Origin of the sequence: Sporosarcina ureilytica (genome assembly GCF_001753205.1) — a bacterium.
GTDB classification, from domain to species: Bacteria; Bacillota; Bacilli; order Bacillales_A; family Planococcaceae; genus Sporosarcina; species Sporosarcina ureilytica.
Genome location: NZ_CP017560.1, coordinates 798482 through 812250, shown reverse-complemented (window position 1 = coordinate 812250; position 13769 = coordinate 798482). Strand labels below are relative to the sequence as shown.

Here is a 13769-nt window from a genome sequence, read left to right as displayed (position 1 = left end):
TAGTACTAGTTGAGCTCGTGTTTTATGGTTTCAGACATAATTATTTAGTTGAATCTTTTTTTACGACTTTAAACTTGTTGTATTTGGAACAAATCATAATAAATACTTCTTTGTGCCATTAATTCCTCATGAGTTCCCATTTCTTTCACTTCTCCAGCGTCTATAACAAAGATTTTATCTGCATGTGTAATGGTAGATAAACGGTGCGCAACGATAAGGGTTGTCCTATCTTGAGCAAGTTGTTCAAGGGATTCTTGAATAAGTGCTTCACTTTCTAGATCGAGCGCAGAAGTTGCTTCATCTAAAATGAGGAGTGGTGGGTTTTTCAAGAAGACTCGGGCAATGGCGATTCTCTGCTTTTGTCCACCCGAGAGCTTTACGCCTCGTTCACCTACTGTCGTTTCATATCCCTCTGGAAGTTCTTGTATAAAGTCATGTGCGTTTGCTGCAATGGCTGCCGCTATCACTTCTTCATCAGTAGCATCTGGCTTTCCCATTAAAATATTACTTTTTACGGAATCGCTAAATAAGATATTATCTTGTAAGACGATGCCAATTTGGTCCCGGATTGACTGTATTTGTACATCTCTTATATCGTGATCATCAATGAGAACCGCTCCATTTGTTACATCGTGAAAACGTGGAATGAGGCCAACAATCGTGGACTTCCCACCGCCGCTCATGCCGACAAAGGCGACTGTTTCGCCAGGTTGCACTTGGAATCGTACATTCTTCAGTACATTTTCCCCGTCTTTTTCATAAGCAAAGCTGACATTTTTAAATTCAACTTTCCCTTCAATCGGTGGCAACGTTTTTGCATCTTTCTTATCGACAATGTCATATTTTTCTTCCATTAATTCCAATACACGGTCCATCGATGCAAATGATTGTGTAAGGGCTGTTGATGAGTTTACGAGTCGGCGAAGTGGGCTGTACACTCGCTCAATAAATGCAATGAACGCTACCATCGTTCCGACCGACAAATTATCGTTAATTACTTGATAACCTGCGTACCCAAGGACCAATAAAGGTGCAACGTCCGTTATTGTATTTACAACTGCAAAAGCTTTCGCATTCCATTTTGTATGGTCAATTGCTTTTTCTAGGAATTTTCCATTCGTTTCATCAAACCGTTTTCGCTCCACATCTTCCAGTGCAAAACTTTTAATGACACTAACTCCTGCAATACGTTCATGTAAATAACTTTGCACGTTGGCTAAAGCTTGCGAACGTTTTCTCGTCAACAAACGCAACTTCCCGAAAAAGTGCTTCACGCTATATCCATAAAAAGGAAATGCTAATAACGTTACAATTGTCAACGGAATATCCATCGTTAACATGATTCCTACTGCAATTAGAATTGTCGCAATGTCTAACCAAACGTTCATGAGACCGATCATGACGAAGTTTCTCGTTTGCTCAACGTCATTAATGACCCTAGAAATAACTTCTCCTGCACGCGTATTTGAATAATATCTAAGACTCAACTTCTGTAAATGACTGTACAAATTTTCACGAATGTCATATAAAATTTTATTACTCACATATTGCGCATAATATTGTCTGTAATATTCAACAGGAGGGCGAATAATAAAGAATAAAAGCATTGTTCCGCCAATCCAATAAAATAATTGACGTGTTGCTTCCTTTGCAGTTAATGTTGTCGAACTCACGATATCATCAATAACAATTTTCATTAACAGCGGCATAAAAAGAGGGATTGCAAATTTAATAATACCAATTACAATTGTCAATGCAATCAACCACTTATATGGCTTTACAAATTTTAAATATCGTTTAATACTATTTCCCAAATATGTTCCTCCTATTTCAAAAAGCCTTCCACTTCTATCAATGAAGTTTACTCGAGAACATTGAAAGAATATACAAAATACATAAAATCCATGTTAATATTCCAAAATAAATATATATTAACTACATAACATTTAGAGCCTTACTTTTCCTCTTGTACCGATTTGTAAAATTCATAACGGGCTGTCCATGCTTCTATAAAATCAGAGGCAAACGGTCCCCTTCTTTGTTTTATCCATCCGAGTAATTTCTCAAGATTATTATGTAAAATTTGATCAATTACTTCTGGATAATTCATCTGTTTTTTATGAAGTTCGTATTCATCTTCGTCTAATATCATGTACCCCATATCTGGAAAAACTTTTACATCCAGGTCGTAATCTATGTATTTTAATGTTTTGTTATTATATACGAATGGTGAACTTATATTTACATAATAATAAACACCGTCTTCGCGCAACATACAAATAATATTAAACCAATGTTCAGCATGAAAATAACAAATTGACGGCTCTCGTGTCACCCAAGTTCTTCCGTCAGATTCTGTCACCAATGTCCGTTCATTTGCACCGATAACAATATTTCTTGTTCCTTTCAATACGGTCGTTTCTTGCCACACGCGATGAATATTGCCGTTATGTTTGTAACTATGTATTTGTATCTTTTCCCCTTCCTTAGGAATTGTCATGTTTAACCCACCTTTTAGTTACCTGAAAATTTAAACGCTCATTTTTATCTCTTTAGTATAACAATTTTCCGGATAAAGTTAAAATGATTATGTATTTTAGTTCGTTTGCTAAATAAGGCAGAAGTTTTTAAACCAGCCGCCGCTTATAAAAAAACTGGCAGAAGCCTAATGCTTCTGCCAGCAGGTGTGTACATCCACTTACTTATCTAGAACCGTTTTCAAACTGATTAGCACGTTGACCTGAAGCATTAAACTTGTTCGCTTCAGATTGTTGGTTTTGCTTTTTCACCTGATTCACATCAGTTTCAGAACCGAATTCCTCTGCCATGTTGGTTTGGAATTGTTGTCCTTGCATTCCTTGCTTCTGCATAGACTGTTGGTTCTGCTGACGCACTTGTTGCGCGTCTGTTTGATTCGGTTGTCGATTGTTTGTCAATGGATATTCACCTCCGTGCTAACTATCATGTGCACATAAGGATTTTTTATTCACTGGAAAACTTTACAATGTTAATGAACGTCCACCATCTACAATAATCGTTTGTCCTCGAATCATATTGGCATCATCTGAAACTAGGAACATCACGGTTTGAACCATATCGTTAATTTGTACCATTCTTCCAGCTGGTGTATTGATACGCGCATCTTCTAATAGCTCTTCACGGTTCGGAAAATGTTTTAGTGCGTCAGTATCTAATGCGCCGCCAGAAACAGTATTCACTGCAATTCCCATCGGCGCAAGTTCAACGGCTAAATAACGCGTTAATGATTCAATAGCAGCTTTTGAAACGCCTACTGTTGTGTAGTTTTCTAAATAACGAATAGAACCGAGTGAGCTAATGCCGATAATTTTCCCGCCATTATCCATTAGCTTCGCCGCTTCTTGTGCACCAAATAACATGCCTTTCGCATTAATGTTCATCGTCCAATCCCAATGAGACTCTTCTAATTCCATAATTGGTCGTAAAACACCTGAAGCCGCATTGGAAATAAATACATCCAGCCGCCCAAATTCATTTTTAATCTCTTCATACATCACTCTTAACTTCTTCACATCGCCAACGTTTGAACGAATGATGAGTGCCCTTTGTCCAAGTGCTTCAATTTCATTTGCTGTTTCTTCCGCAGCAGATTTACTACGCGCATAATTTACAACGATATCGTATCCATTCTTTGCTAGTTCGATTGCAATTGCTTTTCCCAATCCTCTAGAACTTCCTGTCACAAGCGCTACTTTACTTTGTGTCATTTTCAATCTCTCCCCCATTTATCTTATCCCACACTTTTACAACTGGTACTGGCTTTGGTAATGCTTCTACTTCTGTAGCTGTGAAAAACTTATATCCATCTGGTACACGATTTTCCACCTTCAAATTTGCATAATAGCTTGTTACTTCCCATGTTAAATGGGTAAAAATGTGCTTAAAAGACATAATATCAGAAACAGCCGAAACTTTTAATCCAAGTTGCTTAAATAAAATTTCCCCGGCAGATTGATTCGTCGTTAATTCCACCATCGGAAACTCCCATAAATTTGCCAACAATCCATTTTCGGGGCGTTTTCGTAATAACCACTCACCTTGTTCATTTTGAATTGCAAAGGTAGCAACTGGAATTACTTTCCCGCGTTTCTTTCTGGTTCGAACGGGTAACTCCTCTTGTCTTCCTTCATAAAATGCTTGACAATATTCTCGAACTGGACAAAGTAAACATTTTGGTTTTGGTGTACAAATTGTTGCGCCTAATTCCATTAAGCCTTGGTTGAAGGAGCTCGGATCTTGTTTATCAATTAAATCCATCACAACATCTTCGAAAATTCGTTTCGTACGCGGAATCGTAATATCTTCTTCAATTAGCACGATTCTCGATAAAACCCGCATGACGTTTCCATCTACTGCATGTTCTGGAATGCCAAATGCGATGCTTAAAACAGCACCTGCTGTATAAGGACCGACTCCTTTTAAAGTTGATATTTCTTTACGATTTGTTGGTACGTTTCCGCCGTATGTTGCGACAACTTCCCGCACACCTTCTTGTAAATTTCTAGCGCGTGAATAATAACCTAAGCCTTCCCACATTTTTAATAATTCATTTTCATCTGCATCTGCGAGCTTTTCCATCGTAGGATATTTTGTAATAAAACGTTCATAATAAGGAATCACGGTATCGACTCGGGTTTGTTGCAGCATTACTTCTGATACCCAAATATAATAGGGATTGGACGTTCTACGCCACGGTAAATCTCTCTTTTCAGTTTGATACCATTGTAGAAGGGATTGGCGAAATCCTTCTTTGTTTTCTAAGATGTGCATATTTTTCTCCTTTAGCATGACTGTAAACAATTTATTTGATGATCAACGTTGAACTTTAAACGGTTTTAGTTTCTTTGTAATCGAAAAAGGGTATATCATATTATATAGGTTCGTTCTCATAATTAAAAAACCTGTGCGGAAAAGAATTGACTGTCTTCTTCCAAGCAAAAGGAGATGATTTTTTTGGATACAGGTACTCACATTGTTATGGGCGTGGCGATAAGTGGCATTGCTTTAGCGGATCCTGTCATAGCCTCGGAAACAGCAACCATGCATGCCGCAATCGGAGGGATTATGATTGGTTCTTTAATTCCCGATATTGATACGGTGTTAAAATTACGCAATAATGCGGTATACATTCGTCATCATCGTGGAATTACACACTCCATACCAGCTGTTCTCCTTTGGCCACTTATACTCACAATTTTATTGTCACTTCTATTACCGGGTGCCAATTTTTTACACATATGGGCTTGGACACTTCTTGCGGTGTTTCTTCACGTGTTTGTCGATATCTTTAATGCATATGGAACACAAGCATTGCGCCCATTTTCCCAAAAATGGGTTGCGATAGGCGTGATTAATACGTTTGATCCGAATATTTTTGTATTACATGTTGTGGCAATCGGGATATGGAGCTTTGGGGTAAACCCTATTTTCGTTTTCGCGATACTATATAGTATTATTTTCATTTACTATTTACTGCGTTTTGCAGTAAAAGCCGCCGTGAAGCATGCTGTTGCGAATACACTACCTGATGCTTCAGAAATTATTATCTCTCCAACAATTCGTTTTTTTCAGTGGAGAATCGTCGCATCCTCAGAAACCTGTCATTATGTCGGTCGAGCGTATGGACGGGCCATTACAATTTATGACCGATTTACACGAGATCCTATACCGGACTTACCCGTGGTAGAGGCAGCCATGCAAGATAGCAACGTAAAAGCATTTACCGAATTTTCTCCGATTTACAGATGGGAAATCACAAAAATTAAAGACATATGCGAAGTACGTTTAATTGATTTACGATACCGTAGCAATGACTATTACCCATTCGTGGCAGTCGCCCATATCGATGACGAATTAAATGTTGTCAACTCATATACAGGATGGATATTCTCCGAAGCAAAACTAAACAAAAAACTTAACTTTATGCCTTACTAAAAAGCTGACATTGCTGGGTAGACACGACAAGCATAAAAACAATCAACTAATGACTCGAGAACCGACGCCTGAAGCTGGACTAACGGAAAGCGCTGAAGGCGTCGCTTAGATGTGAAAAGCTATGGATAACTAATCCATAGCTCTTCTTCGCCTATCTAACTTTACTTTCCTGTTTTCACAGACTTCAACATGGATATCGGCAAGGCTTCCTCGGCAAGTTTTCCGCCGAGTCGATGCCCCCAAGCGAAACGACCTTTTAAATAATCGACTTGGAAATACATTCCCTCATCACCCTCAATTCGGTAAATCTCGCCAGGTTCTATTGTACTTGGATCGATTAAATAGGATTCGACCATGACCATTTTTCTCTGATACACTGCAAATTCGTTAATAATTCCTAGTTGCTCCGCTTTTCGAGCCTTTTCACGTAAGTTCGCGATTTCTGTTCTTAATTCATGTTCGGTCATATCACTATAATGCTTCTCAGTCATTTTCTTCGAGCTCCTTTTGTTCTATAAACATATCAATTTTATCAAACGGAATTCCTTTTTGATACATAGACCGTTTGACACGTTGATGCAATTCGTTACCGCTATATCTAGAACTATATCGACGCCAAGCTTTTTCGCCAATAGATGTTGTCACTTCATCCCACTCTTCCTCATCGATTTCAAATTCAATAGATGAGAGGGCATCTTTAATAATGTCATAGGAATATCCTTTTCGTAAAAGAGAATTTTGAATACGCCTTTCTTTTTGTTGAGGAGATTCAGTTCGGTTCCGCCTGGCTTCTTTTTCAGCCATTTTTCTTGCGACCTCCAGCTGTTCTGACTCTGAATATTCGTTCAGCACTTTTTCCTGCAAGTCTTTATCGATTCCTTTTTGCTGCAGTCTTTGCTGAATTGCTCTTGGCCCTTGCCCCGATGTATTTTTTTGTGTTTCCAATAAAGCTTTAGAAAAGGTTTTATCATTTAAAAAACCTAAGTTGCGGAGTTTTACTATTGCTTCCATAATGACTGCTTCCCCGTACTTTAACTCTACTAGCTTCTGTTTGACCTCATGTTCGCTCCGCATCCTAAAGCCCAAGTAATGAAGTGCACGGTTGAATGCCTTTTGAATTTCATCTTCATATACCATATCGTCAACCGACCAGTCTTCAAGTGTCATCCCTTTTGTTAAACCGAATTTCACAAGTACTGATTCATGAACACTAAATGCATATTCTTCATCTAAAAAAATATTATATCTTTCGGAATCCCTTTTTTGTTGTGTTATCTTAGTAATAACAGGTATGTCAATCTACCTCCTATCCTTTCATTTAGTATACATGTTCTTCGAAAACGATTCAGCTGAACAGTTTTTCTATCCATTTATGAGGAGAGGTTATGATGAAAATTGTAATTGCGGGCGGCTCTGGCTTTATCGGGCAAAAACTTACTAACTTTCTAGTGCAACTTGGACATGAAGTTATGATTTTAACACGTAATAAAAGTGAACAAGATGCAAAGATTTCTTTTGTACAATGGCTACAACCAGGAAACAATCCTGAAAAAGAAATTGGCTATGCGGATGTTTTCATTAATCTTGCCGGCGTATCAATAAATCATGGCCGTTGGACATCCGTACATCATAATGAAATTTATGCAAGTCGGATAACTGCAACACAAGAATTATTGCGTATCATTCAACACCTGCCTAAAAAACCGCATACGTTAATTAACGCAAGTGCAATCGGTATTTATCCGACATCAGAAACAGCCATCTATACTGAAAACTCCAAAGCAATCGCAAGCGATTTTCTCGGAAAAACTGTTCATGACTGGGAACAACTCGCGTTAACAGCTGAAAATAATGGCGTGCGCGTTGCTTGTATGCGATTTGGTGTCGTCCTTGGAAAAGAAGGCGGAGCGCTTCCACCCATCGTCTTACCATATAAGTTATATGCAGGCGGTACGGTTGGTTCTGGTAAGCAATGGTTGTCATGGGTACATATCGATGACTTAATTCGCTCAGTAGAATTTGCCATGATTAATGAGGATTTACACGGCCCAATTAATGTTACCGCACCCTTTCCAAAAAGAATGGCATATTTCGGTAAAACAGTTGGTGTTGCATTAAATCGTCCACATTGGCTACCTGTACCGGCTTTCGCTCTTCAACTTTTATTGGGCAAAAAGAGCAAACTCGTTTTAGAAGGCCAATACGTTTCACCAAACAAACTTCAAGATAACGGATTTAAGTTTTTGTACCCGACATTAGAATCAGCGCTAAATAATTTGCTGAATAATCATTAATCTTATCGACCCGATTCTTCGTAAGTTAGAATCGGGTTTCCTATTTAGTACCCAGCACATTAGAAAGTTACAAAAAAATGTATAGTAATTAGGATTATTAGCATTCTAATATTGCATCACCTTTGAATGTTGCAATATAACTTGTAATCACAATCACTTTAGATTTCACTAAAGAAAGGATGCTATATTATGGTAAGACAACACTGGCAAGGCATTCTTATGGGATTAATTATCGTTCTAGCCGGAATTTTATTTAATCCTTTTTCCGCCAATGCCGAGGAACTGCACTGGGGATTTAAAAAAGCACAAGATGAGATACCACCAGATGCCGGATCCCCATTTAATGAAATCCTAGACAAACACGGAGCTATATATAAAGGAAATCCTGAGGAGAAGACAATTTATTTAACCTTTGATAACGGCTATGAAGCAGGTTATACAGAATCTATTTTAGATACACTGAAAAAAGAAAACGTCCCTGCAACATTCTTTTTAACCGGCCACTATTTAACAAGTGCCACCCCATTAGTAAAAAGAATGGTTTCGGATGGACATATTATTGGGAATCATTCCTATGACCATCCTAACATGGCGAACTTATCGGCAAAAGGAATGGAAGATGAATGGACACGTTTTGACAAAAAATTAAAAGAACTAACAGGTGTAGAACGAACCATTTACGTAAGACCTCCGAAAGGAATATTCAACGAAAAACTGTTGTCTGTTGGGAATGAATTAGGCTATCGTCATATTTTTTGGTCCGTCGCATTTGTTGATTGGCATGAAGACAAACCCAAAGGAAAAGATTATGCTTATCATGAACTAATGAAACAAATCCATCCGGGTGCAGTCATATTGATGCATACCGTTTCTCCAGATAATTCGGAAGCACTCCCTTCTTTTATCCAGGATGCACAAAAAGAAGGATACACATTTAAAACATTGGATGACCTCATCATGGAATATGAAGAAATCTTCCCCGTTTTTTAATTCCCCTACTAAAAAAGCGTTCTAATTGAACGCTTTTTCTTTTGTTTTTGGCTTCACAACGATTGAAATGAGAAATAGTGTTGCTAAAAACAACGACACGAGTAATAAAAAACTAAATGATGCTTCCAACTCTAAAAACAAACCACCTAAAGTAGGCCCTAATAAACTTCCTAAACTAAAAAAGATACCACAAAGTAAATTCCCGGTCGGTAGCAATTCTTTCGGCGCTAAATCAGACATATAAGAAATCCCTAAAGAAAAAATGGAACCGACAAATAGTCCAGCTACAAAGAACATCCCAAGCACACCGATTAATGATGATTCTAAAAAACTAGCCACTAGAAATGCCGTCGCTCCGCCTCCAAGTGTCAACAAAAAAACAGCCCTTCTTCCAATTCGGTCAGAAAGCATCCCTAAAGGTAACTGGGAGACGAGCCCACCAACCGAAAATGAGGCAAGTAAAAATGATACTGATGTTTCAGCAAATCCGCTCCTTAATGCATACACAGGATAGACGGCATTTAAAGATGACTCCAAAAACCCATAACCAAACGGCCCCAAAAATGCGAGCCAAGCAACAGCGATTGTCATTGTAAAGCGCTGAAACGTTCCACCTTTTTCTTGCTTACCTTTAATGACATCCGGGAAATCATTTTTCAAGAAAAACACGAGAGACCAGGCGAGCATACATAAAACACCCGAAACGATAAAGGGCAATCCTTCAAAAACATTGATAAGTGGAACAAATAACGGGCCTGCTGCAAAACCAAATCCAAATGACAAACCGTAGATGGCAATGTTTCGACCAAGACGATACGTAGACGAAAAACTTGTCACCCAAGTTTGCGATGCAAAATGGAGTGCATGGTCCCCAATCCCAATCAGCAATCTCAATATGTACCAAAAAACAATACTTTTCCATAAGGGAAAAAGCCATAGTGAAATAAAAACAATCAATCCGCCAATGACAATAATCGGTTTATATCCGAATCGACGAAGCGGCGCTTCCATAAACGGTGAAACGAGTAATGTTCCTATGTATAATCCTGTCGCATTTAAGCCATTCATTGCACTTGATACGCCATCACGTTCAAAAATGACGGATATCAATGGCAACAACATCCCTTGAGAAAAACCCGAGATTGCCACAATGATGACGAGGATGCTAAATCTCCTTTTACTAAACGTTTTTACAATCTCCATAAATAATCCGCTCCCAGTTACGATAAAATCTTGTATCATTTTAACATATTGGAGATCAGGGTCATCACGTTTTCAAGACAAGCACAAATCTTTCCATAAATCCTTTACGAATCCTACTACTGTTGGTCTATTACATAAAAAAAGAAGACCTTCTAGACTAGTAGACTATTTAAAAAAGTAGACAAAACTAGTTAGTGGCCTTCTTATTTATAATTCGAAAGTTTCAGCTCAAACAATTGCTTTACTTTTTTCTTTTGCAGTTAATGCTTGCTTTCTTTCACTCATGACGGCATTTATTTGCCCGCCAAGCATAAGGATGATAGCAGAGATATAGAGCCACATCATGAGTACGATAATTGTACCAATACTTCCGTAGGTGGTGGAATAATTTCCATAACTCCCGACATAGAATGAAAAACCGAACGTTGTCACAATCCATCCAATCGTTGAAAAGGCGGAACCGAGTAGCACACTTTTATAATGTAGCTTTAAGTTCGGTACGAGCCAATAAATAAGGGAAAACACTAAGTATATGAGAATAGGCGGGATGACCCACCTTAAACTCGTCCACAACTTTAAAAATCCTGCCTCTAAACCTAAATAAGAAAAGGCAAACACACCAATTTGCCGACCAAATACCGGTAATACAAGCGCAACAACAAGTACTGCGATTAACATAATTGTAAAAACGACCGACATACCTCTTGCGACAATAAATGATCGTGATTCTTCTTGGAAATAAGAACGATTCAATGCCTTGGTTAATGCATTCATTCCTTTAGATGCAGACCAAATCGTTGCGAGTATCCCAAAGGAAAGTAATCCGCCATTACGATTGTTTAAGATTTCACCTAATGTCTTTTCAATAAGCGCTGCAACGCTTTCTGGTGCATAATCTCTTATAAAAAGAAAGATTTCGGATTGATCAAGATTTAAATAAGGCAACAGTGTAATCATGAAGATTAATAGAGGAAATAGTGATAATAGAAAAAAGAAAGCGAGCTGGGATGCAAGACCAGTCACATCAACTTTCTTTATTCTTGTTAATAATTCTTTCATAAAACCGTTAAGCGTTGTCACATCAAATTGGTCAAGCTCGCCTTCTTTCACATCATTCAAAAATCTACCAACCGCTGAGTTATTTATAAAGCTTGCCTTTTTGCTTTCAATATATTTTTTGTGTTTAAGTTTTGATGGTGTTGATTTCTCTTCGGGCTTAGGAGTTGTTGAAACGTCCCTTTCCATCGTTTTACCACTCCTTTCTTCATCTACTGCTTTCCCAATTCTTCTTGGGATTGTTCATTGATCATTGCTTTATATTCATCTTTCGACTCAACAAAAGCCTCTTTTGTGTCAACAACTAACTCTTTCACTTGGGGCGTAAGCTGCTTAATTTCATCAACTTTTTCTTTAATATAGGACGCGTCCTCAGAAAACTTTTCATACATGGTATCGTATTTGTCCATTTTCTCTTGGATTTTCGTCTGTAAAGCGTCCGGATTTTGCGAATAATAACGAACTGTTGAGAACATTTTCTTGGATTTTCCTACTAATTGTTTACGGGTTGATCTGTCTAATAAACTTACCGCACCTCCAAGAAGTGCACCTAATACAATATACGTACCAAATTTACTTTTTCCCATTAAAAGTCCTCCATTTTTCAACATTGTCAATGAATTCATTATACCCTTTACATGTCAGAAAAAAACATATTTTGACTCATTATAAAATAGAAGCAAGACTACTCACTCAATTTTCGTGAAATTGGAATAAGTTTTTAATATGGAAGAGAAGGAGGAAGTATATGGACATCGACACGAGCTAGAGATATTTCATTCACCAAACAACAGTAGCTGCAAGTTAAGTGAAGATTGAATGCAAGGGAATTTAAGGAGAAAATAGGAGGGGAATAGAATGCTAGAAATCCTAGATAAAATTGGTGGTATTGTTTGGGGACCGCCTTTACTCATTTTACTCGTCGGGACAGGGATCTTTTTAACGGTAAGGCTGAGCTTAATTCAAATAAGATTATTGCCTTATTCTTTAAAACTCGCTTTCTCTAAAAACCAAGATAAAACATCCGAAGGGGATATTTCACACTTCCAGGCATTAATGACCGCAATGGCAGCTACTGTCGGTGTCGGAAATATAGTCGGAGTTGCTACCGCAGTCGTATTAGGAGGACCAGGGGCAATTTTCTGGATGTGGATGGCGGGCTTTTTCGGTATGGCGACAAAATACGGCGAGGCAATATTAGCTGTTAAATACCGTGTGAAAGATTCAAAAGGACAAATGGCTGGGGGGCCAATGTATTATCTTGAACACGGCTTAAAACAAAAGTGGCTGGGGGTTTTATTCGCAGTATTTGGGGCGCTTGCTGCATTCGGAATTGGAAATGGTACGCAATCTAAAGCAGTTGCAGACATAATGTCTAGTACTTTTTCCGTTCCTCACTGGGTAACAGGAGTCGTCCTATTTATCATTGCAGGTATGGTTATTTTAGGTGGAATTAAGGTTATTGGTCGCGTAACTGCCTTTTTCGTACCGATTATGGCTCTTTTCTATGTAATTGCAGGTTTAATCGTAATGATTATGAATATTCACCTTGTACCAGAAGCATTTGGGATTATATTCAAATTCGCTTTCACAGGTGAAGCAGCAGTGGGCGGAGCTATCGGTGCAGCCATTCGTTTCGGAGTCGCGCGAGGACTTTTCTCAAACGAAGCTGGACTAGGTTCTGCTCCAATTGCCGCAGCAGCTGCAAAAACGGACCTACCAGGTCGACAAGCACTCGTCTCGATGACACAAGTATTATTTGATACGTTAATCATTTGTTCCATTACGGGTGTCACAATTGTCATGTCTGGACAGTGGAAGGACAAATCCATTGCCGGCGGCGCGTTGACTGCTGAAGCATTTGGTACATTTCTGGGAGGGGCAGGTCCAATCGTTGTAGCTATCGGACTTATCTTCTTTGCAACTTCAACTATTTTTGGTTGGGGTTATTACGGTGAAAAGTGTTTCCAATATCTCTTTCCAAATGAGAAAGCAGTTATTGGATATAGAATTGTATTCGTTTGCTTTATTTTAGTAGGTGCTACAGCTTCGCTTGACGTCATTTGGGCTTTTGCTGATGTACTAAATGGGCTCATGGCAATTCCTAACTTAATCGGCCTTCTTGGATTGTCCGGTGTGATCATTTTAGAAACGAAGCGATTCCAGGATAAACTAAAAGCAGAGAGAGAGAATGCCTCGAAGGAATAGTTTTCAATCTATTTGACAGCTAATAGAAATCATGTAATGATTAGT

Annotated in this window: 14 protein-coding genes; 4 read left to right on the top strand and 10 right to left on the bottom strand. The window is 38.4% G+C overall.

Annotated features, from left to right (window positions below):
- Nucleotides 1–68 precede the first annotated feature (68 nt).
- The 5 genes from BI350_RS04060 to mutY form a co-directional block, all read right to left on the bottom strand.
- Entirely contained in the window at nucleotides 69–1814 is a 1746-nt protein-coding gene (locus BI350_RS04060) for an ABC transporter ATP-binding protein (RefSeq protein WP_075526964.1), read from the bottom strand.
- Between the two features lie 140 nt (nucleotides 1815–1954).
- A complete protein-coding gene (gene ntdP, locus BI350_RS04055; protein ID WP_075526963.1) occupies nucleotides 1955–2500 on the bottom strand; it encodes a nucleoside tri-diphosphate phosphatase in 546 nt (181 codons plus the stop codon).
- Nucleotides 2501–2702: 202 nt separating this feature from the next.
- Nucleotides 2703–2936, bottom strand: a complete 234-nt coding sequence (locus BI350_RS04050) for a gamma-type small acid-soluble spore protein (protein WP_075526962.1) — start codon at nucleotides 2934–2936, stop codon at nucleotides 2703–2705.
- A gap of 63 nt (nucleotides 2937–2999) precedes the next feature.
- On the bottom strand, nucleotides 3000–3746 hold the full coding sequence (gene fabL / locus BI350_RS04045; protein WP_075526961.1) for an enoyl-[acyl-carrier-protein] reductase FabL: 747 nt from the start codon (nucleotides 3744–3746) through the stop codon (nucleotides 3000–3002).
- Nucleotides 3733–4809, bottom strand: coding sequence for an A/G-specific adenine glycosylase (mutY, locus tag BI350_RS04040; RefSeq protein WP_075526960.1), 1077 nt, complete (start codon nucleotides 4807–4809; stop codon nucleotides 3733–3735). The genes fabL and mutY overlap by 14 nt, the downstream gene beginning before the upstream one ends.
- Before the next feature lie 183 nt (nucleotides 4810–4992).
- Here mutY and BI350_RS04035 point away from each other — a divergent pair, with 183 nt between their 5' ends.
- A complete protein-coding gene (locus tag BI350_RS04035) occupies nucleotides 4993–5973 on the top strand; it encodes a metal-dependent hydrolase (RefSeq protein ID WP_075526959.1) in 981 nt (326 codons plus the stop codon).
- A 161-nt stretch (nucleotides 5974–6134) separates the two neighbouring features.
- Here the strand turns inward: BI350_RS04035 and BI350_RS04030 are convergent, their stop codons facing one another.
- Both BI350_RS04030 and recX read right to left on the bottom strand, forming a co-directional pair.
- Nucleotides 6135–6464, bottom strand: a complete 330-nt coding sequence (locus BI350_RS04030) for a YfhH family protein (RefSeq protein ID WP_075526958.1) — start codon at nucleotides 6462–6464, stop codon at nucleotides 6135–6137.
- Nucleotides 6457–7212, bottom strand: a complete 756-nt coding sequence (recX, locus tag BI350_RS04025; RefSeq protein ID WP_342672213.1) for a recombination regulator RecX — start codon at nucleotides 7210–7212, stop codon at nucleotides 6457–6459. The genes BI350_RS04030 and recX overlap by 8 nt, the downstream gene beginning before the upstream one ends.
- A gap of 149 nt (nucleotides 7213–7361) precedes the next feature.
- Here recX and BI350_RS04020 point away from each other — a divergent pair, with 149 nt between their 5' ends.
- A complete protein-coding gene (locus BI350_RS04020; protein ID WP_075526956.1) occupies nucleotides 7362–8267 on the top strand; it encodes a TIGR01777 family oxidoreductase in 906 nt (301 codons plus the stop codon).
- 189 nt (nucleotides 8268–8456) lie between these two features.
- Nucleotides 8457–9257: a delta-lactam-biosynthetic de-N-acetylase gene (gene pdaA, locus BI350_RS04015; protein ID WP_075526955.1), complete on the top strand. Its 801-nt coding sequence runs from the start codon at nucleotides 8457–8459 to the stop codon at nucleotides 9255–9257.
- Nucleotides 9258–9278: 21 nt separating this feature from the next.
- Here the strand turns inward: pdaA and BI350_RS04010 are convergent, their stop codons facing one another.
- The 3 genes from BI350_RS04010 to BI350_RS04000 form a co-directional block, all read right to left on the bottom strand.
- The gene (locus BI350_RS04010) at nucleotides 9279–10460 is read right to left on the bottom strand and encodes an MFS transporter (protein ID WP_075526954.1); all 1182 of its coding nucleotides are present in this window, start codon (nucleotides 10458–10460) and stop codon (nucleotides 9279–9281) included.
- A gap of 228 nt (nucleotides 10461–10688) precedes the next feature.
- The gene (locus BI350_RS04005; RefSeq protein ID WP_155767467.1) at nucleotides 10689–11705 is read right to left on the bottom strand and encodes a YihY/virulence factor BrkB family protein; all 1017 of its coding nucleotides are present in this window, start codon (nucleotides 11703–11705) and stop codon (nucleotides 10689–10691) included.
- A 23-nt stretch (nucleotides 11706–11728) separates the two neighbouring features.
- Entirely contained in the window at nucleotides 11729–12103 is a 375-nt protein-coding gene (locus tag BI350_RS04000) for a hypothetical protein (RefSeq protein WP_075526953.1), read from the bottom strand.
- 271 nt (nucleotides 12104–12374) lie between these two features.
- Here BI350_RS04000 and BI350_RS03995 point away from each other — a divergent pair, with 271 nt between their 5' ends.
- Nucleotides 12375–13724, top strand: a complete 1350-nt coding sequence (locus BI350_RS03995; protein WP_075526952.1) for an alanine/glycine:cation symporter family protein — start codon at nucleotides 12375–12377, stop codon at nucleotides 13722–13724.
- Nucleotides 13725–13769 lie beyond the last annotated feature (45 nt).

What these genes read in the sequence shown, in the direction of transcription:
- mutY (WP_075526960.1), bottom strand. Translation starts at nt 4,809, where the DNA reads ATGCACATCTTAGAAAACAAAGAAGGATTTCGCCAATCCCTTCTACAA.
- BI350_RS04000 (WP_075526953.1), bottom strand. Translation starts at nt 12,103, where the DNA reads ATGGGAAAAAGTAAATTTGGTACGTATATTGTATTAGGTGCACTTCTT.
- BI350_RS04020 (WP_075526956.1), top strand. Translation starts at nt 7,362, where the DNA reads ATGAAAATTGTAATTGCGGGCGGCTCTGGCTTTATCGGGCAAAAACTT.
- BI350_RS04010 (WP_075526954.1), bottom strand. Translation starts at nt 10,460, where the DNA reads ATGGAGATTGTAAAAACGTTTAGTAAAAGGAGATTTAGCATCCTCGTC.
- ntdP (WP_075526963.1), bottom strand. Translation starts at nt 2,500, where the DNA reads ATGACAATTCCTAAGGAAGGGGAAAAGATACAAATACATAGTTACAAA.
- BI350_RS04030 (WP_075526958.1), bottom strand. Translation starts at nt 6,464, where the DNA reads ATGACTGAGAAGCATTATAGTGATATGACCGAACATGAATTAAGAACA.
- pdaA (WP_075526955.1), top strand. Translation starts at nt 8,457, where the DNA reads ATGGTAAGACAACACTGGCAAGGCATTCTTATGGGATTAATTATCGTT.
- fabL (WP_075526961.1), bottom strand. Translation starts at nt 3,746, where the DNA reads ATGACACAAAGTAAAGTAGCGCTTGTGACAGGAAGTTCTAGAGGATTG.
- BI350_RS03995 (WP_075526952.1), top strand. Translation starts at nt 12,375, where the DNA reads ATGCTAGAAATCCTAGATAAAATTGGTGGTATTGTTTGGGGACCGCCT.
- BI350_RS04005 (WP_155767467.1), bottom strand. Translation starts at nt 11,705, where the DNA reads ATGGAAAGGGACGTTTCAACAACTCCTAAGCCCGAAGAGAAATCAACA.